Source organism: Nocardioides sp. Root190 (assembly GCF_001428565.1).
Lineage (GTDB): Bacteria > Actinomycetota > Actinomycetes > Propionibacteriales > Nocardioidaceae > Nocardioides.
Map to the genome: position 1 here is coordinate 305528 of NZ_LMIA01000009.1, position 26018 is coordinate 331545.

The window sequence follows — 26018 nt, forward strand, 5'->3', positions numbered from 1 at the left end:
ACGGTGGAGATCGGACACCCGCCAGACGCGACGCACCACGCGACCGCGGCAGGCGAAGGCCCGGCCTCCAGTGACGCTCCGCGGAGGGTGTCGTCCCACGAAGGCTTACGACACCGCGCGTTGCGCGAGTGCCGATGACACCCCGGGCGCGTGAGCGGCCGGGTGGAGGAGTAGCGCAATGACCGACGCGCCCATCGAGAACTCGAACGAGACCACCGTCGAGCCGACGCCGGACGCCCCGGCGCCCGCTGCGGCGAGCGACACGCCGGCGGAGGTTCCCGCCGCGAAGCCCGCCAAGAAGGCGGCCGCGAAGAAGACCACCGCCAAGAAGACGGCGGCGAAGAAGACCACTGCGAAGAAGACCGCGGCCAAGAAGACGGCGGCCGCTCCGGCCGACGGCGCTGCGGACGACCCCGACGCGCCCGAGGCCAAGCCCGCCAAGAAGACGGCGGCGAAGAAGACCGCGGCCAAGAAGACCACCGCCGCGAAGAAGACCACGGCCGCGAAGACCACCTCCGGCCGCTCCGGCGGTCGGGCCAAGCCGAAGGCCGCCGACTCCGAGCAGCTCCTCCTGACGCCTGACGAGGACGCGCCCACGACCGAGGCCGCCGCGTCGACTGACCCGACCGAGGCCCCGTCGTCGGCTGCGGTGCTCTTCCAGGCGCCCTCCACCTCCTCCGGTCGTGCGACCCGGGCGCCCCGTGCCGTCAAGCCGGCCCCCGTCGTCGAGCCGACCGATGCCGAGGAGACCGACGAGGACGACGAGCTCCTGGACGCGGCCACCGGCGAGTCGACGGACGAGACGTCCGGGGACACCCCGGCCACGCCGACCGACGACGCCACCGCTGACTCCGCGGACTCGGCCGACTCCGCTGACGAGGACAACGACGACGAGGACAACGACGACTCCGACGACGCCGACGGCACGGGCAGCAGTGCCGCCCGCCGCCGCCGTCGCCGCGGCGGCCGTCGCCGTCGCAAGCCGGCCGGTGCCGGCCAGTCGGGCGATGCCGAGTCCGGCGACGACGACGGTGAGGAGACCGCCCCGGCACGCCAGGGCGGTGGCCGGGCAGCCGCCGAGAAGGACTCCACCGACGACAGCGACTCCAGCGAGTCCTCCGACGACAGCGACAGCGGCGAGTCCTCCGACGACAGCGAGTCCGGCGACAACGCCGGCGGTGGACAGGGCAGCGCGTCCTCGCGTCGCCGCCGTCGCCGCCGTCGCTCCGGCGAGGGCGGGGGAGGCGAGGACGGCGACGACCCGGAGAACACCGTCACCCGCGTCCGCAAGCCGCGATCGGCCGAGGACGAGATCACCTCGATCGCCGGCTCGACCCGGCTCGAGGCCAAGAAGCAGCGCCGCCGCGAGGGCCGCGAGGCGGGTCGCCGACGTGCCCCGATCGTGAGCGAGGCCGAGTTCCTGGCCCGTCGCGAGTCCGTCGAGCGCGTGATGGCGGTGCGCCAGCGCAAGGACCTCACCCAGATCGCCGTGATCGAGGACAAGGTCCTCGTGGAGCACTACGTCGCCCGCGAGTCGCAGACCTCGCTGATCGGCAACGTCTACCTCGGTCGGGTGCAGAACGTCCTGCCCTCCATGGAGGCCGCGTTCATCGACATCGGCAAGGGCCGCAACGCCGTCCTGTACGCCGGTGAGGTCAACTGGGCCTCGCTGGGTCACAAGGACGGGCAGCCGCGCAAGATCGAGTCGTTCCTCCAGTCCGGCCAGACCATCCTGGTCCAGGTGTCGAAGGACCCGATCGGTCACAAGGGTGCCCGGCTCACCAGCCAGGTCAGCCTCGCCGGCCGCTTCCTCGTCTACGTCCCGGACGGCACCACCTCCGGCATCTCGCGCAAGCTGCCCGACACCGAGCGTGCCCGCCTGAAGGCGCTGCTCAAGGAGGTCGTCCCGGCATCGGCCGGCGTCATCGTGCGCACCGCCGCGGAGGGCGCCTCCGAGGACGAGCTCACCCGCGACGTCGAGCGCCTGAAGGCACGCTGGGCCGACATCGAGGGCAAGGTCGCCAAGGGCAACGCCCCGCAGTTGCTCTACGGAGAGCCCGACCTGACCCTGAAGGTCGTGCGGGACCTCTTCACCGAGGACTTCGCCAAGCTGGTCGTCCAGGGCGACGACGCCTGGGAGTCGGTCAGCACCTACGTCGACCAGGTGGCCCCGGACCTCGCCGAGCGCCTCGAGCGTCACGAGGTCGGCAGCGGTGCGGCGGACCTGTTCGCGACGTACCGGATCGACGAGCAGATCGCCAAGGGCCTGGACCGCAAGGTCTGGCTGCCCTCCGGCGGATCGTTGGTCATCGACCGGACCGAGGCGATGACCGTCGTCGACGTCAACACCGGCAAGTTCACGGGCTCCGGGGGCAACCTCGAGGAGACCGTCACGAAGAACAACCTCGAGGCGGCCGAGGAGATCGTGCGTCAGCTCCGGCTGCGCGACATCGGCGGCATCATCGTGGTCGACTTCATCGACATGGTCCTCGAGTCCAACCGCGACCTCGTGCTCCGGCGCCTGGTCGAGTGCCTGGGCCGGGACCGGACCCGCCACCAGGTCGCCGAGGTGACCTCGCTGGGCCTGGTGCAGATGACGCGCAAGCGGATCGGCACCGGCCTGCTGGAGGCGTTCTCGGAGAACTGCAGCCACTGCCAGGGCCGCGGCATCGTGGTCCACGACCTGCCCGTCGAGTCCAAGCGCGGGGGTGGTGGTGGTGGCGAGCAGGAGGAGCCGCGCCGCGGCAACCGCCGACGCAAGGGCAAGGGTCAGGGCGACGGCGAGGGCGAGAGCAACGACGTGGCTGCTGCCCCGAAGCCGGTGCCGTCCCCCAAGGACGTCGCCGCGATGGCCAAGCACCCCGCCGAGGACGAGGTTCCCGCCGTGGAGCCCGAGTCCGTCGTGGAGCCGGTCCTCGAGACCGCGCTCGAGACCGTGCCCGAGACCGTGCCCGAGGCCGAGGCGGTCCTCGAGACCGCACTCGAGCCTGCGCCGGTCGCGACGACCACCGTGGTCACCCAGACCCGACGTCGGACGACCAGCCGGCCCGTCGCCGCGGCTGCGGTCGAGCCCGTCGTCGAGCCCGAGCCCGAGCCGGTCGTCGAGACGGCGCCCGAGCCTCAGCCCGAACCTGCGCCGGTCGCGGAGACCACCGTGGTCACCCAGACCCGTCGCCGTACGACGAGCCGGCCCGCCGGTCCGCCGGCGGTGACCGCGCCCGCAGCCGTCGCCGAGCCCGTCACCGAGCCCGTCGCCGAGTCGGCCGTGGAGGCTGCGCCGGTCGCCGAGCCGGCGCCCGCCGCGACGACCACGGTCGTCACCCAGACCCGTCGTCGTTCGACGAGCCGGCCCGCCGGCCCGCCGACCACCACGGCACCAGCATCGACGGACGACCTGGACGGCACCCCGGCTGCGGACGACGCAGCCGAGGCGCATGTCGAGCACGTCCCGGTGAAGAAGAAAGGCGCCCGCAAGCGCTGAGCACGGGGGAGGGGACCGGGAACCGCGGCATTTTGGCGGAAACCGGCCCCGACCGTAGTATTGATCGTCGGTGCGCTGCAGAGGTGTGCCGTTCTGCCGGCACCCGGCAATTCGTGATCCTGCCCAGACGGGGGAGATCGAGACTGCTGTGTGTGCTGCAGACCCAGGCCTTGGGGCGAGACGTTGACGGAGAAGGAGCCCGCGGTGGTGTACGCGATCGTGCGCGCAGGCGCTAAGCAGGAGAAGGTCGCTGTCGGCGACGTCATCGAGATCGACAAGATCTCCACGCCGGTCGGTGACACCCTCACCCTGCCTGTCGTGCTTGCTGTCGACGGCGAGACCGTCACCAGCACTGGCCTGGAGAAGGCATCGGTGACCGTCGAGGTCCTCGGCGCCACCAAGGGCCCGAAGATCATCATCCAGAAGTACAAGAACAAGACCGGCTACAAGAAGCGCCAGGGTCACCGCCAGAAGTACACCCAGGTCAAGGTCACCGACATCTCTCTCTGAGAGACGTCGACCCCCGGCACACCTCTTCCGAAGGACTGAAACATGGCACACAAGAAGGGCGCAGCGTCCACCAAGAACGGTCGCGACTCCAATGCCCAGCGCCTCGGCGTCAAGCGCTTCGGCGGCCAGCTCGTCAACGCCGGCGAGATCATCGTCCGCCAGCGTGGCACCCACTTCCACCCGGGCTCCGGCGTCGGTCGTGGCAAGGACGACACCCTGTTCGCCCTGCTCCCCGGAGCGGTCGAGTTCGGCAAGCGTCGCGGCCGCAGGGTCGTCAACATCGTCCCGGGCGACTGAGCTGACGCTCAGCTGTACTGAGGCTTCGAAGGGCGTCCCGGTTCGGGGCGCCCTTCGCCCATTTCTACTGAAAGACTGATCTCATGGCTGTGCCCACCTTCGTCGATCGCGTGACCCTGTACGTCGATGCGGGGCGGGGCGGCAACGGTGTGGCGTCGGTCCACCGCGAGAAGTTCAAGCCCCTGGGCGGCCCCGACGGCGGCAACGGCGGCCCCGGCGGCTCGGTGATCCTGCGGGTCGACCCCGACATCACCACGCTGCTCGAGTACCACCACCTGCCGCGCCGCAAGGCCGAGCACGGCGGCCACGGTGCGGGCGACCGTCGCAACGGCTCGCACGGAGCAGACCTGATCCTCTCGGTCCCCGCCGGCACGGTGGTCAAGCACCGCAACGGCGAGGTCATCGCCGACATGGTGGCGCCCGGCAGCGAGCTCGTCGTCGCCCGCGGTGGCCACGGCGGCCTCGGCAACTCGGCGCTGGCCTCCAAGACCCGCAAGGCCCCCGGCTTCGCCCTGCTGGGCGAGCCCGGCGAGGAGCTGGAGGTCATCCTCGAGCTCAAGGTCGTCGCCGACGTGGGCCTGGTGGGCTTCCCCAGCGCCGGCAAGTCGAGCCTGATCGCCGCGATCTCCCGGGCCCGCCCCAAGATCGCCGACTACCCCTTCACGACGCTGGTCCCGAACCTCGGCGTCGTCACCGCGGGCGAGGTCACCTTCACCGTGGCCGACGTCCCCGGTCTGATCGAGGGCGCGGCCGAGGGCCGCGGTCTCGGCCACGACTTCCTGCGCCACATCGAGCGCTGCGCCGCGATCGTGCACGTGCTGGACACCGCCACCATGGAGCCCGGCCGCAACCCCGCCGACGACCTCGACATCATCGAGGACGAGCTGCGTCGCTACGGCGGTCTCGACGACCGCCCCCGCCTGGTGGCCCTCAACAAGGTCGACGTCCCCGACGGCCGCGGCATCGCCGAGCTGGTCGTGGAGGACCTCCGCAACCGCGGCATGCGCGTGTTCGAGATCTCCGCGATGTCCGGTGAGGGCACCCGCGAGCTGATCTTCGCGATGGCCGAGATCGTGACCGAGGCCCGCAAGGCCAAGGAGTCCGAGATCCCCGCCCGGATCGTCGTGCGACCCAAGGCGGTCGACGACGACGGCTTCACGGTCACCAAGACCGGTGCGGGCTGGCGGGTGCGCGGCATCAAGCCCGAGCGCTGGGTGCGCCAGACCAACTTCAGCAACGACGAGGCCGTCGGCTACCTCGCCGACCGTCTCAACCGGCTCGGTGTCGAGACCAAGCTCGTCGCCATGGGTGCCGTGGAGGGCGACTCCGTCCTCATCGGCCCCACCGACAACTCGGTGGTCTTCGACTTCAAGCCCGGGATCGACGCCGGTGCGGAGAACCTGTCGCGCCGTGGCGAGGACGACCGCTTCGCCGAGGACCGCCCGGCCGCAACGCGCCGTCGCGACATCCAGGAGAACATGGACGACCGCGCCGAGGGCGAGACCCGTGCCGATGTGGCGCGTCGTCTCGACCAGCCGGAGATCTATGGTCCCTCCTCCTTCGAGATCGGCTCGGAAGAAGACCCCGACGTCGTCCGCGCTGTCGAGGAGGAGGCCTGGGCAGAGGACGACCCCGGTGACGGGCACGATGGGTGAGGGCGATCTCCGGGAGGCGGTCACCTCCGCCCGCCGGATCGTCGTCAAGGTCGGTTCCTCGTCCCTGACGACTGCTGCGGGCGGCATCGACCCCGACCAGGTCAGCACCCTCGTCGACGTCCTCGCTGCGGCGCGCACGCGCGGAGCGGAGGTCGTGCTGGTGTCCTCGGGCGCCATCGCCGCCGGACTGGCGCCCCTCGGCCTCACCAGGCGGCCCCGCGGTCTGGCCGCCCAGCAGGCGGCTGCATCGGTGGGCCAGGGCCTGCTGGTGCACCGCTACACCGAGGAGCTCGCGCGCCACGGCCTCACCGCCGGCCAGGTCCTGCTGACGCTGGACGACGTCACCCGTCGCTCCCACTACCGCAATGCCAGCCAGACCTTCACCAAGCTGCTCGAGTTCGGTGTCATCCCGATCGTCAACGAGAACGACACCGTCGCGACCAGCGAGATCCGGTTCGGCGACAACGACCGGCTTGCCGCGCTCGTCGCGCACCTCGTGCACGCCGACCTGCTGCTCCTGCTCTCCGACGTCGACGGTCTGTACGACGGACCGCCGAGCCGTGCGGGTGCCCGGTTGATCACCGACGTGCGGACCTCCGCGGACCTCGCCGATGTCGTGGTCGGCTCCGTGGGTGCGGCAGGCGTCGGCACCGGGGGCATGGTCACCAAGGTCGAGGCGGCGGCGATCGCCACCGGCTCCGGCATTCCGGTCGTGTTGACCTCGGCGGACAAGGCCGGCTCGGCGCTGGCGGGGGAGCCCGTCGGCACCCTCTTCCACACCACGGGCAAGCGCCGCCCGACCCGGCTGCTGTGGCTGCGCCACGCGACCGAGGGCAAGGGTGGCGTCGTCCTCGATGCCGGCGCCGTACGCGCCGTCGTGGAGCGTCGCGCCTCGCTCCTCGCGGCCGGCATCACCGGTGTCCGGGGCGACTTCGTCGCCGGTGACCCGGTGGACCTGCTCGACCCCGACGGCACCATCGTGGGCCGTGGCCTGGTCAACTTCGACGCTTCTGAGATCCCCACCCTGCAGGGCCGCTCCTCCAAGGAGCTCAAGCGCGAGCTCGGTGCGGAGTACGAACGCGAGGTCATCCACCGCGACGACCTGGTGGTCCTGGCTTGAGCGTGCGACCGCGCGCGAGATCGGGCGCCTGCGTCCTCGCCGCGGTCGTCGCGGTGCCGGCGCTGGTGCTGACGGGGGCCAGGCTCCTCGGCGGATCCCACCGTCAGGTGGCGATCGTCCAGGCCTTCACGGCGTGGGCCGTCCCGGCCTACCTGCTGGTCCTCGTCGTGCTGGGCGTGCTGCTCGCCCGCCCTGCGGTGCGACGCCCCGCCCGGCGCCCTCTCGGCGTGGCCGCGCTGGCGACGGCGCTCGCGCTCGCGCTGCACCTGGCGTGGCTCGCACCCACCGTGTCGGGCGGCACCCCGAAGGCCGCGCCGGACGCGCCGCGACTGACCGTGATGACGGCCAACCTCCGCTTCGGCCAGGCCGAACCGGCCGAGGTCCTCGACGCGGTCAGGGACCGGGAGGTCGACCTCCTCGTGCTGCAGGAGGTGACGCCGACGGCGCTCGCGGCGCTCGACGCCGCCGGGCTCGCCGAGACGCTCCCGCACCGCGCAGGGGAGGCGCAGGGCGGTGCGCTGGGAACCGTGGCGTTCTCCCGCGTTCCCGTCTCGGACGTCGACCGGATCGACACCGTCATGGGGTCGTGGGCCTTCACCACTGCCGGCCTGCGGGTGCTGGCCGTCCACCCCGCCTATCCGCTGAGCGAGAACTGGGGCAGGGAGCTCGGCATCGTGCGCGATGCCGTCGAGGCCGAGCAGCCCGATGTCGTCGCGGGCGACTTCAACGCCTCGCGTGACCACGCCCCGATGCGCGCGATCCTCGATGCCGGCCTGGAGGACGGCGCCGACCTGGTCAACGCGGGCTGGCAGCCGACGTGGCCCACGGGCGGCTTCCGGGGCTGGCCCGTCCCGGCGAGCGTGGCGATCGACCACGTCCTGGTCGGCCGTGGTCTCACGGCGACCGCGTCCTCCACCCTGGAGGTCGCAGGGACCGATCACCGGGCCCTGGTGGTGACCGTCGCCCGTCGCGCCGGCTGACGGGGACCGACGAACTACAGCCCGCTAGTTGCGTGCCCATCGTGCGCGCGGCGGTACGGCCTCCCAGCTCCGGCGCTCGACCTCGGCCGGGTCGGCGTACCGCAGGATCGGATCGCCCCGGATGCACAGGCCCCAGAAGATCGTTCGATGACAGTCCTGGCATTCCAGGAACGACACGATCGTGTACTTCAGGTCGGAGGAGGCCAGGTCGAGCATGTCACTGACGGGGACGTCCCCGCGCACCTCGCGGAGCCGGCCCGCTGCGATCAGGGACCCGAGTCCGGACGTGGTCGCGACTGCGTCGATCCGACCGGGTGGTACCTCTCGGGGGAGTCCGACCTCGGCGCACGTCGGACACGCCGGTTGCTGATCCATCCGTCGACCCTATGCCCGTCAGCCCCATGCCCGTCAGCGGCGAGGGCGAGCGCGCCGATCAGTCGCCGACGGCGTCGATCCCGCGCTGCACGATCAGCGGGTCGGGGGTGCCGACCGCGTCGTGGTCCTTGCCGTCGTACTCGAACTGGGAGAGGAAGTGGCGCATCGCGTTGATCCGCGCGCGCTTCTTGTCGTTGGACTTCACCGTCGTCCACGGCACCACGTCGGTGTCGGTACGACGGATCATCGCCTCCTTGGCGGCGGTGTAGGCCTCCCACTTGTCGAGGGACTCCAGGTCCATGGGGGAGAGCTTCCACTGCCGGACGGGGTCGACCTGTCGGATGATGAAGCGGGTGCGCTGCTCGGACTGCGTCACCGAGAACCAGAACTTCGTGAGCGTGATCCCGGACTCGACGAGCATCTCCTCGAAGTAGGGCACGTGCCGCAGGAAGGTCTCGTAGTCGTCGTCGGAGCAGAAGCCCATCACCCGTTCCACGACGGCGCGGTTGTACCAGCTGCGGTCGAACAGCGAGATCTCGCCCGCCGTGGGCAGGTGCTGCACGTAGCGCTGGAAGTACCACTGGCCGAGCTCGCGGTCGCTGGGCTTGGTCAGTGCCACCACGCGGGCGTAGCGGGGGTTGAGGTGCTCCATGAAGCGCTTGATCGTGCCGCCCTTGCCCGCGGCGTCGCGACCCTCGAAGACGACGACGTGCTTGGAGCCGGTCGCCTTGGCCCAGGACTGGAACTTGAGGAGCTCGACCTGCAGGAGGTACTTCTGCTCGTCGTATTCCTCGCGGGACAGCCGCTCGGCGTACGGGTAGTTCTCGCGCCAGGTGTCCACGGCCTTGCCGAAGGGGTCGATCAGGACCGGGTCGTCGTCGTGGTCCTCGCCGATGCGGTGACCGTCGATCCCGAGCTGGTCGATGCCGAGCTGGTCGATGTAGGCGCGGACGTCGTCGATCATGGCTGGCACGCTAGAGAACCCCCGTGAACGGCAGGTGACCACGAGGTGCCGTGGTTGGGTGCGGCTTCGCCGGGAGCCGTACGCTGGGAACTGCCATGACCGCCCAGCCGACTCCCACGGTCTACCTCGACCACGCCGCGACCACTCCGATGGTTCCCGCGGCGATCGAGGCGATGACCTCGCACCTGAGCGATGTCGGCAACGCGAGCTCGCTGCACGCGTCCGGTCGTCGGGCCCGGCGGATCGTGGAGGAGTCACGCGAGACGATCGCGGGGGCCCTGAACTGCCGCCCCGGTGAGGTCGTCTTCACCTCCGGGGGCACCGAGGCCGACAACCTCGCCGTCAAGGGCCTCTACTGGTCGCGACGGGCCGAGGACCCGAGGCGGCTGCGCTTCCTGGCCTCCGCCGTCGAGCACCACGCCGTCCTGGATCCCCTGGCCTGGCTGGAGGAGCACGAGGGTGCGGCGGTCAACCTGCAGACGGTCGACCGCGACGGACGCCTGTCCGTCGAGGGCCTGCGCACCGCGATCGAGCGCGAGCCTGCCTCGGTCGCCGCGATCACCGTGATGTGGGCCAACAACGAGGTCGGCACGCTCCAGCCGATCGACGACGTCGTCGCCCTCGCCGGCGAGCACGGGATCCCCGTCCACACCGACGCCGTCCAGGCGATCGGCTCGGTCCCGGTCGACTTCGCCGCCAGCGGCGTGGACGCGCTGTCGGTGTCCGGGCACAAGGTCGGCGGTCCGCAGGGCGTGGGCGCCCTCGTCGTACGCCGTGAGATCGAGCTGACCGCCCTGCTCCACGGAGGAGGCCAGGAGCGCGACGTGCGCAGCGGCACCCTCGACGTCCCGGCGATCGCGGGGTTCGCCGCAGCGGTCGAGTGGGCCGTCAAGGAGCAGGCGGAGCACGCGTCACGACTCGCCGATCTCCGCAGCCACCTGATCGAGGCCGTACGCCGTGAGGTGCCCGACGTGATCCTCAACGGTGACCCCGTCCTGCGCCTGCCCGGCAACGTCCACCTCAGCTTCCCCGGCTGCGAGGGCGACTCGCTGCTGATGCTGCTCGATGCGCACGGTGTCGAGTGCTCGACGGGATCGGCCTGCTCGGCCGGCGTGCCCCAGCCCTCCCACGTCCTGATCGCGATGGGTCGCGAGCCCGGTGAGGCCCGCAGCTCGCTGCGCTTCAGCCTCGGCCACACGAGCACCGCGACCGACGTCGACGCGGTCGCTGCTGCCATCGGCCCCGCGGTCGAGCGCGCCCGCGCCGTCCGGGCCTAGGGGGGTCGGGTGAAGGTCATCGCAGCGATGTCCGGCGGGGTCGACTCCGCCGTCGCGGCAGCGCGCGCCCACGAGGCCGGCCACGAGGTCACCGGGATCCACCTCGCGCTCTCACGCAACCCGAAGTCCTACCGCTCCGGTGCCCGTGGCTGCTGCACGATCGAGGACGCCAACGATGCGCGGCGAGCAGCCGACGTGATCGGGATCCCGTTCTACGTCTGGGACCTCTCCGAGAGGTTCCACACCGACGTGGTCGAGGACTTCATGGACACCTACGCGGCCGGTCAGACGCCCAATCCCTGCCTGCGGTGCAACGAGAAGATCAAGTTCGCCGCGGTGCTGGACCGTGCCCTGGCGCTGGGCTTCGACGCCGTGGCCACCGGTCACTACGCCACCGTGCACACCACGCCGGCCGGCGGGGTCGAGCTGCATCGTGCGGTCGACAACGCCAAGGACCAGTCCTACGTGCTCGGTGTCCTGGATGAGCAGCAGCTGCGCCACTCGCTGTTCCCGCTGGGCGACACGACCAAGGACCGGGTCCGTGAGGAGGCTGCTGCGCGTGGCCTGCTCGTCGCGGACAAGCCGGACAGCCATGACATCTGCTTCGTCGCCGACGGCGACAACACCGGGTGGTTGCGCGAGAAGCTCGGCGACCGCGCGCCCAACCACGGTGGCGAGATCCGTGACGAGGCGACCGGTGAGGTCCTCGGTCACCACGAGGGCACCTACGGCTTCACGATCGGGCAGCGCAAGGGCCTGCGGCTCGGCCACCCCGCGCCCGACGGGCGACCCCGCTTCGTCCTCGACATCGAGCCGGTCAGCGGCACCGTCACCGTCGGCCCGCGCGAGCGGTTGGCCGTGGAGCGGATCGACGGCGACCGCCTGCGCTGGTGCGGCGACGCATTGTCCGCGGGCACCGTGCTGGACGGGCCGGAGGTGACCGTCCAGCTCCGCGCGCACGGCGCCGAGCACCGCGCCGTGGTCCACATCGAGGAGGACACCCTGCGCATCGACCTGATCGACCGTGCCGAGGGCATCGCGCCCGGCCAGGCCGCGGTCGTGTACGACGGCACCCGGGTCGTCGGCTCGGCCACGATCACTGCTGCCCAGCGGGTGCCCACATGAGGGGCGCACCATGAGTGGCACCGCGTGAGGGCGACCGGGATCGGTTCCTTCCCCGGGGACACCCAGCGTGAGTTCGACGAGGCGCTCGCCGTGGTGCTGGGAACCCTGGGCGCCGACGACATCGGCCTGCCCCACCTGCCCGAGGTGCCCGGTCGGGGTGCCATCGCCGGTATGACCGGCCGCACGATCGGTCTGGTCGCCGAGCTGGACGCCGACCTCCAGCCGAGCGGCTGGCGGCTCACCGGCACGAGCGGTTCGCCGACCCTGGACCAGCGTCGCGCGCGCAGCCTCCTGTCCCAGGACCTCGACACCCTGGAGGAGCGGGCCTCGACCCACGAGGGTGCCTTCAAGGTCCAGGTGACCGGGCCGTGGACCCTCGCGGCCACGGTCGAGCGTCCGCGTGGCGACAAGCTGCTCGCCGACCACGGGGCTCGTCGCGAGCTCGCGCAGGCCCTCGCCGTTGCCGTCGGTGAGCACCTGGCCGACGTACGACGCCGGCTGCCGAAGGCCAGCGAGCTGGTCCTCCAGCTCGACGAGCCCGCGCTGCCGGCCGTGCTGGCCGCGAAGATCCCGACCGCGTCCGGCTTCGGCCGCCACCGCACGATCCACCCGCCCGAGGCGAGCGAGGCCCTGGGCTGGGTGCTCGCGGCCGCAGCCGGGGCCGGTGCCACCTCGTGGGTCCACTGCTGCGCGGACGACGTCCCGATCGAGCTGATCCGCGGGGCCGGCGCCGGGGGCGTGATGCTCGACGTCGGGCTGCTCGACGCGAGTGCGAACGACGCTGCTGCCGAGGCGCTGGAGGCAGGGACGACGATCGCGCTGGGCGTCGTGCCCACGTCCGGGGAGCTCCCCGGCGACGCTGCGGTCGTGGAGCGTGTCCTGCGCTGGCTCGACATGATCGGCCTCGACCCCGAGGTGGTGGGGGAGCGGCTCGTGGTGACCCCGGCCTGTGGTCTGGCGGGCGCCACGCCCGCAACAGCACGAAGGGCCACCGAGCTGGTGCGCTCGGTGGCCCGTTCGTTGTCCGGCTGAGCCGGCCATCCTGTCGTCAGCCGACGTGGACGCCCTCGGGCGCGTCGGTCGCCAGCTCGGTGTGCTTGACGTTGAGGAACGTCCAGATCACGGCCGAGGCGGCCAGCATCAGGATCGATGCCGCCAGGAAGGCATGGGTGGCGCCCTCCGGGAAGCTCGAGTTGAAGATCGCGGCCTCGAGGAAGCTGAGGTCGCTGCCCGGGATCGGGGCACTCGGGTCGCCGCCGCCGGCGACGATGGCGTCGGCCATCGGCTTGGCGACGTCAGTGGCCTGGTTGTTGGAGAAGTGCAGTGCCACGGTGCTCAGGGTCGCGAGACCGAGGGCGCCACCGACCTGCTGCATCGTGTTGAGCACGCCCGAGCCGATGCCGGAGTCCTCCGAGCGCACGTGGTGCACGGCGGTGAGGGTCATCGGGACGAAGACCAGGCCCATGCCGACCGCCATCATGATGATGTACGGGAAGATGTGCGCCCAGTAGTTCACGTCGGCGCCGCCGCTGCTGAGCGAGGTGAGCACGGCGGAGGGCGACTCGTCGATCGGGACCCGCGAGAACATGAACAGTGCGGTCGCCGCGAGCAGGGTGCCGGTGCCGGCCAGGAAGCGCGGGTCGACCCGCGCGATCAGGTTGGACGACAGGCCCGCGCCGAGCACGATGCCGAAGGAGAACGGCAGGAACGCGAAGCCGGCCTCGAGGGGGCTGAAGCCCATGATCTGCTGGATGAAGAGGCTCAGGAAGTAGAACATCGCGAACATCGCCGCGGGCGCGATCATCATCGCCGCGAAGCTGGTGGCGCGCGTGCGGTTGGCGAAGATGCGCACCGGCAGCAGCGGGTGCTCGACGCGGGACTCGATGACGGCGAAGGCGACCAGCAGGGCGACACCGGCGATCAGTGCGGTGAGGGTCTGCGCGTGGTCCCAGCCGTAGGCCTCCTCGCCCGCCCGGGACAGGCCGAAGACGATGCCGAGCAGGCCCAGGGTGCCGGTGATGGCGCCGGGGATGTCCATCTCGCCGGGGTGCGACTCGGACTCGGTGAGCACGCGCGGCACGGCGAGGGCGGCGATGATGCCGATCGGGACGTTGATGAGGAAGGTCATCCGCCATCCCTCGACGTCGAGGCCGATGAAGGAGTCGAGGCCGGTGAGCCAGCCGCCGAGGATCAGGCCGATCGCAGCGCCGACACCCGACATGGTGGCGTAGGCCGCCATCGCCCGGTTGCGGGCCGGTCCGGCCGCGAAGGTGGTGGTGATCAGTGCGAGCGCCGCCGGGGCGGCCATCGCGGCACCGACGCCCTGGAGGGCGCGCGAGGCGAGCAGCATGGCCTCGTTGGCAGCGACGCCGCCGAGCAGCGAGGCGATGGAGAACACGACGAGCCCGATCATGAACAGGCGACGGCGGCCGTAGAGGTCGCCGAGCCGGCCGCCCAGCAGCAGGAGGCCACCGAACGCGAGCGCGTAGCCCGTCACGATCCAGGTCAGGTTGGCCTGGGAGATGTCGAGGTCGCCGCCGATGTAGGGCAGCGCGATGTTGGCGATGGTGGAGTCGAGCACGACCATCAGCTGCGCCGTGAGGATGAGGACCAGGGCCAGCCCGGCGTGCTTGGTCGGGGTGGCGACGTCTGCGGAGGGGGTGGTCTCCGCAGGGTCGAGTGATTCGACGTCGGTCATGATTTTCCTTCGAGGGTGGTGACGGAGAGTGATCAGCCGCGGGTGGCGGCAGGGAGGATGACCTGGTCGACGACGCGGGCGATCAGGTCAGGAGTCGGTGGGTCACCGAGCAGGAAGCCCCGGTGCAGGACGATGCCGGGAAGTGCGGCGGTGAGGATGTCCAGGTCGATGTCGTCGCGGAGCTCGCCGCGCTGGCGGGCCCGCTCGTAGATCTCGCGGCCCACGGCGACCTTGGGACCGATGAACCGCTCGCGGAAGGCTGCCGCGAACTCCGGGTCCCGTCCGATCGCGGTGATGACGCTGCCGAGGATCGCGGTCTGGCGACGGTCGGTGAGCCCACCGTCGCCGCAGAACATGGCGAGGAGGTCGCTGCGCAGGCTGCCGGTGTCCTCGGGCGTGACGACGGGCTGCTTCTCCGACATCAGTGCATCGATGACGAGGGCGGCCTTGCCGTCCCACTTGCGGTAGAGCGTTGCCTTCGACGCCTTCGCCTGGTTGGCGACGGCGTCCATGGTGAGTCGGTCGTAGCCGACCTCGACGAGGACCGCGAGGGTCGCGTCGAGGATCTCCTGCTCGCGGTCGCCCTCGACGCGGGGTCGGGTGGGCGCCTCGGGGGAGCTCGGCTTGCGCGGGGACACGGGGCCTCCAGGTCGGGATGGATGGAACGAAACTGTTCCGTTTCACTATATGGTACGGAACGGTTTCGTTCTGTCAACTCGGGTCCCCGTCGTTCCATTCCCGTGGCGAGGAGCGTCGGGCGAAGCCTGTCGGAGACCACCGACATCCACCTGTCGGTACGGCGCGGCAAGATGTCCCCATGAGTGCCGCCGACCTCCCCGTCGTACCCCCCGAGGCCCGCGAGGAGCACGCCACCCTCAGCGACGAGGTGGAGGAGGCGCGCTGGCGCTACTACGTGCTCGACCAGCCCACGCTGTCCGACGCCGACTTCGATCAGCGGATGCAGCGCCTGGAGGAGCTCGAGGAGGAGTTCGCCGAGCTGCGCACTCCGGACTCGCCGACGCAGAAGGTCGGTGGCGCGGTGGCCACCGACTTCACCGCGGTCGACCACCTGCAGCGGATGGAGAGCCTCGACAACGCCTTCTCGTTCGAGGAGCTGGCGGCGTGGCACACCCGTCTCGGACGCGACGGCATCGAGGACCCGGCCCTGCTGTGCGAGCTCAAGGTCGACGGCCTCGCGATCAACCTCCTCTACGAGAACGGCCGCCTGGTGCGGGCGTTGACGCGCGGCGACGGGCGCACCGGCGAGGACGTCACGCCCAACGTCAAGACCATCCAGGCCGTGCCCCACCGGTTGAGCGGCACCGACGAGTTCCCCGTGCCCGAGCAGGTCGAGGTCCGTGGCGAGGTGTTCCTCCCGGCGGAGGCGTTCGAGGCGCTCAACGTCACGATGACCGAGGCGGGCAAGCCCGCGTTCGCCAACCCCCGCAACGCCGCCGCCGGATCGCTGCGCCAGAAGGACCCGCGCGTCACCGCCACCCGCGCCCTCGGGATGGTCTGCCACGGCATCGGTGCCCGCACGGGCTTCGAGCCGCGTGCCCAGTCGCAGGCCTACGAAGCACTGGCGGCCTGGGGCCTGCCGGTCTCCGAGCAGGTGCGGGTCGTGGGTTCGCTGGAGGACGTCGAGGGCTACATCACCAACGCCGGCGAGCACCGGCACACGATCGTGCCCTACGAGATCGACGGTGTCGTGGTGAAGGTCGACGACGTCGCGCTGCAGCGCCGGCTCGGCTCCACCAGCCGCGCGCCGCGGTGGGCGATCGCGTTCAAGTACCCGCCCGAGGAGGTCAACACCGAGCTCCTCGCGATCGAGGTCAACACCGGCCGGACCGGCCGCGTGACGCCGTACGGCGTGATGAAGCCGGTCAAGGTCGCCGGCTCGACCGTGGAGATGGCCACGCTCCACAACGGCTACGAGGTCAGGCGCAAGGACGTCCGTCCCGGCGACACCGTCATCCTCCGCAAGGCGGGCGACGTGATCCCGGAGATCGTCGGTCCGGTGCTCGCGCTGCGGCCCGAGGGACTGCCCGAGTGGGAGATGCCCACCGAGTGTCCCTCGTGCGCGACGACGCTGGTGGAGCAGAAGGAGGGCGACAAGGACCGTCGTTGCCCCAACCACGAGCACTGCCCGGCGCAGGTGCGCGAGCGGGTCTTCCACGTCGCGGGACGGGGAGCCTTCGACGTCGAGGGGCTCGGCTACGAAGCGGCGGTCGCCCTGCTCGACGCAGGAGCGATCGCCAACGAGGGCGACATCTTCGACCTCACGGCCGAGCGGGTGCTGACCGCGCCGCTGTTCACCCGCGCGGCCAAGAAGGACGAAGCGGGTCCGCAGCTCAGCGCCAACGGGGAGAAGCTCCTCGCCAACCTGGGGGAGCGCAAGGCGAGCGTGCCGCTGTGGCGGGTGCTCGTGGCGCTCTCGATCCGACACGTCGGTCCGAGCGCCGCCCGGGCGCTGGCGACGGAGTTCGGGTCGATGGCCGCGATCCGGGCCGCGAGCGAGGACGAGCTCGCCGCGGCCGAGGGGGTCGGACCGACCATCGCCGCTGCCGTCATCGAGTGGTTCGGCGTCGCGTGGCACACCGAGATCGTCGACAAGTGGACCGCGTCCGGAGTCGCGATGGCCGACGAGCGCGACGAGTCCGTGGAGCGCACCCTCGAGGGCCTGACGATCGTGGTGACCGGCTCGCTCCAGGACTTCTCCCGCGACTCGGCGAAGGAGGCGATCCTCTCCCGCGGCGGCAAGGCGTCGGGCTCGGTGTCGAAGAAGACCGACTTCGTGGTGATCGGCGAGAGCGCGGGGTCCAAGGCCGACAAGGCCGAACAGCTGGGTGTCCCGATCCTGGACGAGGACGGCTTCAAGCAGCTGCTGGAGAACGGACCGCCGTCCTCATGAGGCGCTGGATCCCGGTCGTCGTCCTGGCCCTGCTCGGCGCCTCGTGCTCGGATGCGGAGCCGGACGCCGACCCGCCCGTCCCCGGCACGTCCTCTGCCCCGCCGTCTGCCCTGCCGTCTGCCTCGGGTCCTGCTGCCAGCCCGACTCCCGAGGCCGAGCCACCGCACCCGGTGTCGCTACCGACCCTGGCCGAGCAGGACTTCAACGGCGGTGCCCTGCGCCTGGGCGAGGAGGTCCTGCGCGACGCAGGGCACACGCAGTACGCCGTCACCTACCGCAGCGGCGACCTGACCATCTCCGGTCGTCTGGCCGTGCCCGACGGTGAGGGCCCGTTCCCCACCGTCGTCCTCGCCCACGGCTACATCGACCCTGCGGTCTACGTGAACGGCCAGGGCATGACGCGCGAGCGGGCGTGGTTCGGCGAGCGCGGGTACGTCGCCCTCCACGTCGACTACCGCGGCCACGCCGGGTCCGACCCCGATCGCAGCGGCGGCCTCGACATGCGGATGGGCTACACCGAGGACGTCATCAACGCGGTGCTCGCGTTGCGCGCGTGGAAGGGACTGGTCGACGATGACCGGGTCGGTCTGGTCGGGCGCTCGATGGGCGGGGGAGTCGTCTACAACGCCCTCGCTGTGCAGCCCGGCCTCGTCGACGCCGCGGTCGTCTTCGCACCGGTCAGCTCGGATGCGGTCGACAACTTCGAGCGCTGGATCCGACCCGATCCCTCCCGCGACGGGGTCGCGCGCCAGATCCTGCGCCGCTACGGCGAACCCGCCGCCGCGCCGGACTTCTGGGCCGGCATCAGTGCGCGGACCTACTTCGGTGACATCACCGAGCCCGTGCTGATCCACCACGGCACCGCGGACGACCAGTGTCCGATCCGGTGGAGTCGGGCCACCGCCCGCCTGATGCGTGCCGCCGGCGTCGAGGTGACCCTGCAGGTCTACGAGGGTGAGGGCCACGCCTTCGGCCCCCAGTTCGACCTCTCGATGGAGCGCACCCTGGGCTTCCTCGAACGCCGGCTCTGAGAGCGCTCCGAGACACTACGCTGGGCCCGTGGCACGAATTCCCGGCGTGGGCGATGTCCTCGGCCCCTACCGGATCACGCGCCAGCTCGGTGCGGGAGGGATGGGCGTCGTCTTCGAGGCGGTCGAGGAGGGCCTCGGTCGCCGGGTGGCGCTGAAGGTGCTCGCGCTGCAGCTCGCCGAGGAACCCGAGTTCCGGGCCCGCTTCACCCGCGAGGCCACCGTGCTGGCGCGCAGCGACAGCCCCCACATCATCCAGGTCTACAGCCACGGTCAGCAGGACGGCTGCCTCTACCTCGCCACCCAGTTCGTGCCCGGAGGCGACCTCGCGGCCCGGGTCGCCGAGGAGGGTCTGCCGACGCCGGACGTGGCGCTGGACGTGGCCGCACAGGTCGCCTCGGCCCTCGCGGACGCCCATGCGGTCGGGGTGATCCACCGTGACGTGAAGCCGCACAACGTGCTGCTCCGCCCCGGCCAGGGCCAGGTCCACGCCTACCTCTGCGATTTCGGGATCGCCCGGGACGACGAGTCGTCCCTGACCAGCAGCGGCGTCGTCGCCGGCACCTACGCCTACCTCGCACCGGAGCGGTTCCGCGGCGAGCCCGCCACCCCGGCGAGTGACGTCTACGCCCTCGGCTGCCTGCTGTGGTTCCTGCTGGCCGGCCGCGCGCCGTACGACGGCGGCCTGGTCCAGCTCGCCCACCAGCACGAGTTCAGTCCCGTCCCGCAGCTGCCGGGCGGCTCGGAGCAGGTCAACGCGTTCCTGCGCCGGGCGATGGCCAAGGACCCGGCCGCGCGCCACCCCTCCGCCGCGGAGGCCGCCGCACAGCTCCGGGCGATCCGGACCAGCGGGCGGCTGCCGGACCGGCAGTTCGTCGTACCTCCCGCAGCGGCACCGCCGTCGTCCTTCCCGTCGTACCCGCCCGTGTCCCCAGTGCCCTCGAACCCGCCTGCTCCGCCGCCGTACGTCCCGGCGCCCTCGACCTTCCCGATCCCGGCGCCCACACCCGTCCAGCCGGACGAGCCGCTCGGTGCCCCGTCGCGCCGGCACCGACCGGTGCGCGTGGTCGCGGTGGTCCTCGCCGTCGCGCTCCTCGGTGCAGGTGCGGGCCTGGCGTGGCAGCTGACCCGCGACGACGACGGTGCGGTGGCCGGACCCGACGGCGAGCCGACCGACGGCACCAGTGGCGCCGCGCCTGCTTCCCGCTCCGTCGACCGCTCGGTCGACCGCTCCGTCGCGACGGGCGACGTGGACGGCGACGGGACCGACGACACGATCCTCCTGGACGACCTCGACGACACGACGCTGGTGCTGGTCTCGGACCGCAGGGCCGAGGACGGCTTCGGCGACCTGGTCCTCTGGTCCGACACCGCCCACGGCAGCGCCAGGGTCGTGCGCGGCGACTTCACCGGCGACGATCGCGCCGACCTGGCCCTGGTCGAGACCGACCGGGTCAGGGTGGCGGCCTCGACCGGATCAGGATTCGCAGCAGCCCAGGACTGGGCGCAGGTGTCGTTGCCCCGCGACTTCAAGGTCACGGCGGGGGACTTCGACGGTGACGACGTGGACGACCTCGCCATGCTCACCGGCGCCGGGACGGGCGCGATCTCGATCGAGGTCGCGCTGTCCACGGGCTCGGACTTCACCTCGCCGGAACCGTGGGCCGGGCTCGACGGCTGGACCTTCGAGGACATGCGGGTCGGGGCGGCCGACGTCGACGGCGACGGCCGCTCGGACTTCGTCGAAATGGGCCGCCCGTCGAGCGGAGGCATCGACGTCCGGGTGTTCCGCTCGGTCGGCGACACCTTCGAGGGCAATCAGCTCTGGCTGGACCGGCCCGACTGGGACTGGGACGCCACCCGCCCGCTGCTCGCCGACGTCGACGCCGATGGCTCGGCCGACCTCGTGGCACTCCGCGACGTCGACCACCTGCAGATCGTCGTACTGAGGTCCGAGGGCGGTGAGTTCGTGGCCTCCGGTGACCCGGTCGAGCTCGAGGACCTCCAGCTCGGCGAGACCCGATCGGTGCCGGCCGACACTGACGGCGACGGCGCCACCGATCTCGTACTGGTGGACCGCTCCACCAGCGTGGTCCGGCGACTGGGCTCTGACGGCGCGGGCCTGGTCGAGACGGGGCGACGCACGATCGAGGCCCACGTCGACGAGGACGGCTCGATCCTGGTCAGCAGCAGTCGCTGACCCAGGCCTCGATCGCGGGGTTGCCGACCAGGCGGACCGTGGCCAGCTCCGGGCGGGTGAGCGCCAGCGCGTCGAACCACGCGAGGTCGAGCTCGGCCGGCGCGTCGGCGCGCATCCGTCGGACGGTACGACGCACGCGGCCCCGGAACGAGCCGGGTTCCTCGTTGAGCAGGACCACGACCAGGTCGGCCCGCTCGACCAGCTCGGCCAGCGCACCCTCCGGAGCGGCCGTGGTCACCCATCCGTCGAAGGCCGCCAGGGCCTCGACCTCGGCTGGTCCGGCGAGCTCGGTCACCGGCACGAGGGGTACGTCGAGCGCCGTGGCGACCCGCTCGAGGAAGCCGGTGAGCACGGGGCCGGTGGCTCCGGCCACGACCATCCGCTGCGGAAGGCGGTGGGGTGAGGGCGGGGGCACGTGCACCCACCGGATTCTAGGGACGTGCCCGGCGCCTAGAATCACCGGCATGTCTCAACTGTCCCGCGACGAGGTGGCCCACCTGGCCGATCTCGCCCGGATCGACCTCGATGCCGCCGAGCTGGACCACCTTGCGCCCCAGCTCAACGTGATCCTCGAGGCGGTCGCGTCCATCAGCGGAGTGGCGGGCGACGACGTCGCGCCGACCTCCCACCCGATCCCGATGACCAACGTCTTCCGCGAGGACGTCGTGGTGCCGGGCCTGAGCGCCGAGCAGGCCCTGTCGGGTGCGCCGGAGGCCGAGGACCAGCGCTTCCGCGTGCCGAGGATCCTGGGGGACGAGCAGTGAGCGAGCTGATCACCAAGAGCGCCGCCGAGCTGGCCGACGCACTGGCCGCCGGCGAGACCACCTCGGTCGAGCTGACCCAGGTCCACCTCGACCGGATCGCGGCCGTCGACGGCGACGCGACCTCCGGGGTGCACGCCTTCCTCCACGTCGACGCCGAGGGTGCGCTCGAGCAGGCGCGCGCCTCCGACGAGCGCCGGGCCGCGGGCACGCCGCGCGGCTACCTCGACGGCATCCCGATCGCCGTCAAGGACGTCCTGGCCACGCAGGGGCTCCCCACGACGTGTGGGTCGAAGATTCTCGAGGGCTGGGTGCCGCCGTACGACGCCACCGTGGTCCGCAAGATCAAGGAAGCCGGTCTGCCGATCCTCGGCAAGACCAACATGGACGAGTTCGCCATGGGCTCCTCGACCGAGCACTCCGCGTATGGCCCGACCCGCAACCCGTGGGACCAGACCCGGATCCCCGGTGGGTCCGGCGGTGGCTCCGCTGCCGCCGTGGCCGCCTTCGAGGCGCCGCTCGCGCTCGGCACCGACACCGGTGGCTCGATCCGCCAGCCGGGTGCGGTGACCGGCACCGTCGGCGTGAAGCCGACCTACGGCGGCGTGTCGCGCTACGGCCTGGTCGCCCTGGCCAACAGCCTCGACCAGGTCGGTCCGGTCACCCGGACCGTGCTGGACTCCGCGCTGCTGCACGAGCTCATCGGCGGGCACGACCCGCTCGACTCGACCTCGGTGCGCGAGCCCGTCGGCGGACTCGTCGAGGCGACCCGCCGCGGCGCGACCGGTGACCTCACGGGGCTCAAGGTCGGCGTCATCAAGGAGCTCGCCGGCGACGGCTGGCAGCCGGGCGTCATGTCCCGCTTCGCCGAGACCGTCGAGCTGCTCACAGAGCTGGGTGCCGAGGTCTCCGAGATCTCGTGCCCGACGTTCGTGCACGCGATGGCGGCCTACTACCTGATCCTGCCGGCCGAGTGCTCCTCCAACCTCGCGAAGTTCGACGCCATGCGGTACGGCCTGCGCGTCGTCCCGGAGGGCGACCCGTCCGCCGAGGCCGTCATGCGCGCCACCCGCGACGCCGGCTTCGGTGACGAGGTGAAGCGCCGCATTATGATCGGCACTTACGCCCTGTCCAGTGGCTACTACGACGCCTACTACGGCCAGGCCCAGAAGGTCCGCACGCTGATCTCGAACGACTTCGCCGCCGCCTTCGAGCAGGTCGACGTCCTCGTGTCGCCGACCTCGCCGACCACCGCCTTCCCGCTGGGCGAGAAGCTCGACGACCCGCTGGCGATGTACCTCCAGGACCTCGCCACGATCCCGGCCAACCTCGCCGGCGTCCCCGGCATCTCGGTCCCCGCCGGTCTCGCCGAGGAGGACGGCCTGCCGGTCGGCTTCCAGGTGCTGGCCCCGGCGCTGGCCGACGACCGTCTGTACCGGGTCGGTGCCGCCGTCGAGGCCGCGCTGACCTCCCGCTGGGGTGGTCCCATCCTTGCGAAGGCTCCGACCCTGGAGGTGGCGCGATGAGTGAGGTGCTCGTTCCGTTCGACGACGTCATCGCGTCGTACGACCCCGCCCTGGGGCTCGAGATCCACGTCGAGCTCAACACCAACACCAAGATGTTCTGCGGTTGCCCTGCCGTCTTCGGCGGCGAGCCCAACACACAGGTCTGCCCGACCTGCCTGGGCCTGCCCGGCGCGATGCCGGTCGTCAACGGCAAGGCCGTGGAGTCGGCCATCCGGATCGGTCTCGCGCTCAACTGCGAGATCGCCGAGTGGTGCCGCTTCGCCCGGAAGAACTACTTCTACCCGGACATGCCGAAGAACTTCCAGACCTCGCAGTACGACGAGCCGATCGCCTTCGAGGGCTACCTCGACGTCGACGTCGAGGGCGAGACCTTCCGGATCGAGATCGAGCGCGCCCACATGGAGGAGGACACCGGCAAGTCGAGCCACGTCGGTGGCTCCGACGGCCGGATCCACGGTGCCGACTACTCCCTGGTCGACTACAACCGCGCCGGCATCCCCCTGATCGAGATCGTCACCAAGCCGATCATGGGCACGGGGGAGAAGGCGCCGCTGGTCGCCAAGGCCTACGTCTCCGCGATCCGCGACCTGATCGTCGCCCTCGGTGTCTCCGACGCCCGGATGGACCAGGGCTCGATCCGAGCCGACGTGAACCTGTCGCTGGCGCCCAAGGGCGCCGGTGGCCTGGGCACCCGCTCGGAGACCAAGAACGTCAACTCCCTGCGCTCGGTCGAGCGGGCCGTCCGCTTCGAGATGTCGCGTCACGCCGGCCTCCTCGACGCCGGTCAGTCGGTGCTCCAGGAGACCCGTCACTTCCACGAGAACGACGGCAGCACGTCCTCGGGCCGCGAGAAGTCTGACGCCGAGGACTACCGCTACTTCCCCGAGCCCGACCTGGTGCCGGTGGCGCCCAGCCGCGAGTGGGTCGAGCAGCTGCGTGCCACCCTGCCGGAGAACCCTGCGACCAAGCGGGTCCGTCTCCAGGAGGACTGGGGCTTCTCGGACCTCGAGATGCGCGACACCGTCGGCGCCGGCGCGCTCGAGCTGGTCGAGCAGACCGTTGCCCAGGGCACCGCACCGCAGGCAGCCCGCAAGTGGTGGCTCACCGAACTGGCACGCCGCGCGAACGACACGGGTGTCGAGCTGGCCGAGCTGGGTGTGAGCCCGGCGCAGGTCGCCGGGGTCCAGGCGCTGGTCGAGAGCGGCAAGATCAACGACAAGCTGGCCCGCCAGGTCTTCGACGGCCTGCTCGCGGGGGAGGGCTCGCCCGAGGAGATCATCGCCGCGCGCGGCCTGGAGATCGTGTCCGACGAGGGCGCCCTCTCCGCAGCCGTCGACAAGGCGATCGCCGACAACCCGGACGTCGCGGACAAGATCCGCGACGGCAAGGTCGCTGCGGCAGGCGCCCTGATCGGCTCGGTCATGAAGGAGATGCGCGGACAGGCCGACGCCGGCCGCGTGCGTGAGCTGATCCTGGAGAAGCTGGGCTGACCCAGCCGTCCACGCTCGTGCCTGTACCCCGCAGAAGGGTCTCCTTCGGCGGGGTTCGGCGGTTGTCAGGGCTCGATTGCTCGGGGTGGGTCGAGGGCTCTGGTGCCGCCGGGGCCGACGAGGAAGAGCCGGCCGTGGGGGCTGGTCCAGAGGAAGTGCCCGGGTGTGAGGCTCAGGTAGCGCCATTCGCTGAAGGTCTTGGCGCGGTGATGTCGTCTGCAGAGGGGGTGGAGGTTGCACGGACAGGTGGGTCCGCCCTTGCGATGTGGGATCTCGTGGTCGATGTCGCACTTCACGGCGGGGGTGGTGCAGTTGGGGAAGCTGCAGGTGTGGCGTCGTGACCGGACCCTGTGTTTGTGTCGGTCGGGGATCTCGTAGGAGTCGACGGGGATGCAGTCGGCGAGGTTGATGACGGGCCTGATGATGATGCTGGTGGTTTCGCGGGAGCGGAGCCATTGCTTGATCTGTGCGGTGGTGACGGGTTTGTCGCCCCACCTGCCCACGGGGTTCTCACCTCGCAGGGTGGTGTCGGTGATGTGGAGGTCCATGAGGACCTTGCGACCGGCGGAGCGGACGGTGATCTCACCGGTGGTCTCGTCGGTGGTGAGGAGGTCCAGGGCGAGGTCGCGTCGGGCGATTGCACCGACTGCTTGTGCTCGGCGGGCGTCGAGGGAGCTGTCGTCGCCGAGCCGGCCGCGTACTTCTGCTTCGCGGGCGATGGCGGTGTTGAAGTCGTGGCCGTCCGCGATGTCGACGACGGCGGTGATGACGGCGTTGCCGTGCTCGTCGACCTCGGAGACGTCGCAGAACCGGTGCTCTTGTGCTTTCTGGCGCTCGGCCTCGGCACGTTCGGGGTCGAACCGGATGATCGCTTCGGTGATGAGTCGGTCGAGCTGCGCCCAGCTCACGTCACCGACGGCTGCTAGTTGGCGGTCGACGAACGCTGCCGCGTCTGGTGTCAGTGACCTGGTCTGGTCGGCGATGCGGTGGGCCTTGTAGGGCGGTATCCGGCCCGCGATGACGGAGGCGAAGACCGACGGGAGGCGCCAGNTCTGGTGTCAGTGACCTGGTCTGGTCGGCGATGCGGTGGGCCTTGTAGGGCGGTATCCGGCCCGCGATGACGGAGGCGAAGACCGACGGGAGGCGCCAGGCACATTCGATGATCCGTCCGACGTGCATCCGACCCCCGTCGGGGGTGCGGCCGAGGACGGCGATGAGCTCCATCAGCTCGAACTCCGACACCAGTGGGGCACCGGGTCCGGCGATCGGAACCCCGGTGTCGACCACCCCGGCGAGGACAGTGGCGGCGCCAGCGACGGTTTCCACGACGTTCTGGTCCGCCCACGCGACGATGGCGATCCATTCGCGGATCTCGAGCTGGTGTCGGCCCTTCACATTGGCGCTGAGCTCGGTCAACAGCTCACCGACCGANCTGGTCCGCCCACGCGACGATGGCGATCCATTCGCGGATCTCGAGCTGGTGTCGGCCCTTCACATTGGCGCTGAGCTCGGTCAACAGCTCACCGACCGAGCGGCCGTCGTAACGGCCGATCAGTGCGGTGGATGCGGTCCCGAGATCCATACCCATATTGGATCACGACCGACCGACACAACCACCGG

20 protein-coding genes are annotated in these 26018 nt (G+C 71.1%); 15 read left to right on the plus strand and 5 right to left on the minus strand.

From position 1 onward, the window contains the following. Nucleotides 1–178 precede the first annotated feature (178 nt). From ASE01_RS11265 to ASE01_RS11290, 6 genes are all read left to right on the plus strand, one after another. Entirely contained in the window at nt 179–3481 is a 3303-nt protein-coding gene (locus tag ASE01_RS11265; RefSeq protein ID WP_056751132.1) for an Rne/Rng family ribonuclease, read from the plus strand. A 207-nt stretch (nt 3482–3688) separates the two neighbouring features. Continuing rightward, nucleotides 3689–3991: a 50S ribosomal protein L21 gene (gene rplU, locus ASE01_RS11270; protein WP_056752155.1), complete on the plus strand. Its 303-nt coding sequence runs from the start codon at nt 3689–3691 to the stop codon at nt 3989–3991. Between the two features lie 42 nt (nt 3992–4033). After that, a complete protein-coding gene (gene rpmA / locus ASE01_RS11275; protein ID WP_056751134.1) occupies nt 4034–4288 on the plus strand; it encodes a 50S ribosomal protein L27 in 255 nt (84 codons plus the stop codon). Between the two features lie 83 nt (nt 4289–4371). Further along, nucleotides 4372–5943, plus strand: coding sequence for a GTPase ObgE (obgE, locus tag ASE01_RS11280; RefSeq protein WP_056751136.1), 1572 nt, complete (start codon nt 4372–4374; stop codon nt 5941–5943). Further along, nucleotides 5936–7063: a glutamate 5-kinase gene (proB, locus tag ASE01_RS11285; RefSeq protein ID WP_056752158.1), complete on the plus strand. Its 1128-nt coding sequence runs from the start codon at nt 5936–5938 to the stop codon at nt 7061–7063. The genes obgE and proB overlap by 8 nt, the downstream gene beginning before the upstream one ends. 2 nt (nt 7064–7065) lie before the next feature. After that, nucleotides 7066–8043, plus strand: a complete 978-nt coding sequence (locus ASE01_RS11290) for an endonuclease/exonuclease/phosphatase family protein (RefSeq protein ID WP_056751138.1) — start codon at nt 7066–7068, stop codon at nt 8041–8043. A 24-nt stretch (nt 8044–8067) separates the two neighbouring features. Here the strand turns inward: ASE01_RS11290 and ASE01_RS11295 are convergent, their stop codons facing one another. Together ASE01_RS11295 and ppk2 are read right to left on the minus strand one after the other, a co-directional pair. Then, entirely contained in the window at nt 8068–8418 is a 351-nt protein-coding gene (locus ASE01_RS11295; RefSeq protein ID WP_056751143.1) for a hypothetical protein, read from the minus strand. Nucleotides 8419–8476: 58 nt separating this feature from the next. Then, nucleotides 8477–9382 (minus strand): polyphosphate kinase 2, encoded by a 906-nt coding sequence (ppk2, locus tag ASE01_RS11300; RefSeq protein ID WP_056751146.1) that lies wholly within the window; start codon nt 9380–9382, stop codon nt 8477–8479. Nucleotides 9383–9477: 95 nt separating this feature from the next. Here ppk2 and ASE01_RS11305 point away from each other — a divergent pair, with 95 nt between their 5' ends. From ASE01_RS11305 to ASE01_RS11315, 3 genes are read left to right on the plus strand one after another with little or no spacing between them, the layout of a single operon-like run. After that, nucleotides 9478–10659 carry a cysteine desulfurase family protein gene (locus ASE01_RS11305; protein WP_056751147.1) on the plus strand — a complete coding sequence of 394 codons (1182 nt, stop codon included), beginning with the start codon at nt 9478–9480 and terminating at the stop codon, nt 10657–10659. A gap of 9 nt (nt 10660–10668) precedes the next feature. Beyond that, on the plus strand, nt 10669–11784 hold the full coding sequence (gene mnmA, locus ASE01_RS11310) for a tRNA 2-thiouridine(34) synthase MnmA (RefSeq protein ID WP_200958818.1): 1116 nt from the start codon (nt 10669–10671) through the stop codon (nt 11782–11784). Nucleotides 11785–11808: 24 nt separating this feature from the next. Beyond that, a complete protein-coding gene (locus ASE01_RS11315) occupies nt 11809–12816 on the plus strand; it encodes a methionine synthase (protein WP_056751150.1) in 1008 nt (335 codons plus the stop codon). Between the two features lie 16 nt (nt 12817–12832). On the opposite strand, the gene ASE01_RS11320 is transcribed toward ASE01_RS11315, so the two are convergent. Together ASE01_RS11320 and ASE01_RS11325 are read right to left on the minus strand one after the other, a co-directional pair. Further along, nucleotides 12833–14482: an MFS transporter gene (locus tag ASE01_RS11320; protein WP_056751153.1), complete on the minus strand. Its 1650-nt coding sequence runs from the start codon at nt 14480–14482 to the stop codon at nt 12833–12835. Between the two features lie 32 nt (nt 14483–14514). Next, the gene (locus ASE01_RS11325) at nt 14515–15120 is read right to left on the minus strand and encodes a TetR/AcrR family transcriptional regulator (protein WP_056751156.1); all 606 of its coding nucleotides are present in this window, start codon (nt 15118–15120) and stop codon (nt 14515–14517) included. A gap of 179 nt (nt 15121–15299) precedes the next feature. On the opposite strand from ASE01_RS11325, the gene ligA reads away from it, so the two are divergent. The 3 genes from ligA to ASE01_RS11340 are packed head-to-tail and all read left to right on the plus strand — an operon-like array spanning nt 15300 to nt 20621. Then, complete coding sequence (gene ligA / locus ASE01_RS11330) at nt 15300–17393, plus strand: NAD-dependent DNA ligase LigA (RefSeq protein WP_056751159.1); 2094 nt, start codon at nt 15300–15302, stop codon at nt 17391–17393. Then, nucleotides 17390–18424 carry an alpha/beta fold hydrolase gene (locus ASE01_RS11335; protein ID WP_082605991.1) on the plus strand — a complete coding sequence of 345 codons (1035 nt, stop codon included), beginning with the start codon at nt 17390–17392 and terminating at the stop codon, nt 18422–18424. Before ligA ends, ASE01_RS11335 begins: the two co-directional genes overlap by 4 nt. A gap of 28 nt (nt 18425–18452) precedes the next feature. Further along, entirely contained in the window at nt 18453–20621 is a 2169-nt protein-coding gene (locus ASE01_RS11340; protein ID WP_157537274.1) for a serine/threonine-protein kinase, read from the plus strand. Here ASE01_RS11340 and ASE01_RS11345 read toward each other — a convergent pair. After that, entirely contained in the window at nt 20605–21042 is a 438-nt protein-coding gene (locus ASE01_RS11345; protein ID WP_157537276.1) for a hypothetical protein, read from the minus strand. The two genes, ASE01_RS11340 and ASE01_RS11345, sit on opposite strands and share 17 nt — an antisense overlap. A 43-nt stretch (nt 21043–21085) precedes the next feature. Here ASE01_RS11345 and gatC point away from each other — a divergent pair, with 43 nt between their 5' ends. From gatC to gatB, 3 genes are read left to right on the plus strand one after another with little or no spacing between them, the layout of a single operon-like run. Next, complete coding sequence (gene gatC / locus ASE01_RS11350) at nt 21086–21385, plus strand: Asp-tRNA(Asn)/Glu-tRNA(Gln) amidotransferase subunit GatC (RefSeq protein ID WP_056751167.1); 300 nt, start codon at nt 21086–21088, stop codon at nt 21383–21385. After that, entirely contained in the window at nt 21382–22908 is a 1527-nt protein-coding gene (gatA, locus tag ASE01_RS11355; protein WP_056751170.1) for an Asp-tRNA(Asn)/Glu-tRNA(Gln) amidotransferase subunit GatA, read from the plus strand. Before gatC ends, gatA begins: the two co-directional genes overlap by 4 nt. Next, nucleotides 22905–24398 carry an Asp-tRNA(Asn)/Glu-tRNA(Gln) amidotransferase subunit GatB gene (gene gatB, locus ASE01_RS11360; protein ID WP_056751173.1) on the plus strand — a complete coding sequence of 498 codons (1494 nt, stop codon included), beginning with the start codon at nt 22905–22907 and terminating at the stop codon, nt 24396–24398. Before gatA ends, gatB begins: the two co-directional genes overlap by 4 nt. The last annotated feature ends 1620 nt before the right edge of the window (nt 24399–26018 follow it).

Excerpts from the sequence above, each read along its gene's own strand:
- ASE01_RS11295 (WP_056751143.1), bottom strand. The coding sequence starts at position 8,418 with ATGGATCAGCAACCGGCGTGTCCGACGTGCGCCGAGGTCGGACTCCCC.
- ligA (WP_056751159.1), top strand. The coding sequence starts at position 15,300 with ATGAGTGCCGCCGACCTCCCCGTCGTACCCCCCGAGGCCCGCGAGGAG.
- ASE01_RS11305 (WP_056751147.1), top strand. The coding sequence starts at position 9,478 with ATGACCGCCCAGCCGACTCCCACGGTCTACCTCGACCACGCCGCGACC.
- ASE01_RS11320 (WP_056751153.1), bottom strand. The coding sequence starts at position 14,482 with ATGACCGACGTCGAATCACTCGACCCTGCGGAGACCACCCCCTCCGCA.
- proB (WP_056752158.1), top strand. The coding sequence starts at position 5,936 with ATGGGTGAGGGCGATCTCCGGGAGGCGGTCACCTCCGCCCGCCGGATC.
- rpmA (WP_056751134.1), top strand. The coding sequence starts at position 4,034 with ATGGCACACAAGAAGGGCGCAGCGTCCACCAAGAACGGTCGCGACTCC.
- ASE01_RS11335 (WP_082605991.1), top strand. The coding sequence starts at position 17,390 with ATGAGGCGCTGGATCCCGGTCGTCGTCCTGGCCCTGCTCGGCGCCTCG.
- ASE01_RS11265 (WP_056751132.1), top strand. The coding sequence starts at position 179 with ATGACCGACGCGCCCATCGAGAACTCGAACGAGACCACCGTCGAGCCG.
- obgE (WP_056751136.1), top strand. The coding sequence starts at position 4,372 with ATGGCTGTGCCCACCTTCGTCGATCGCGTGACCCTGTACGTCGATGCG.
- gatC (WP_056751167.1), top strand. The coding sequence starts at position 21,086 with ATGTCTCAACTGTCCCGCGACGAGGTGGCCCACCTGGCCGATCTCGCC.
- gatB (WP_056751173.1), top strand. The coding sequence starts at position 22,905 with ATGAGTGAGGTGCTCGTTCCGTTCGACGACGTCATCGCGTCGTACGAC.
- ppk2 (WP_056751146.1), bottom strand. The coding sequence starts at position 9,382 with ATGATCGACGACGTCCGCGCCTACATCGACCAGCTCGGCATCGACCAG.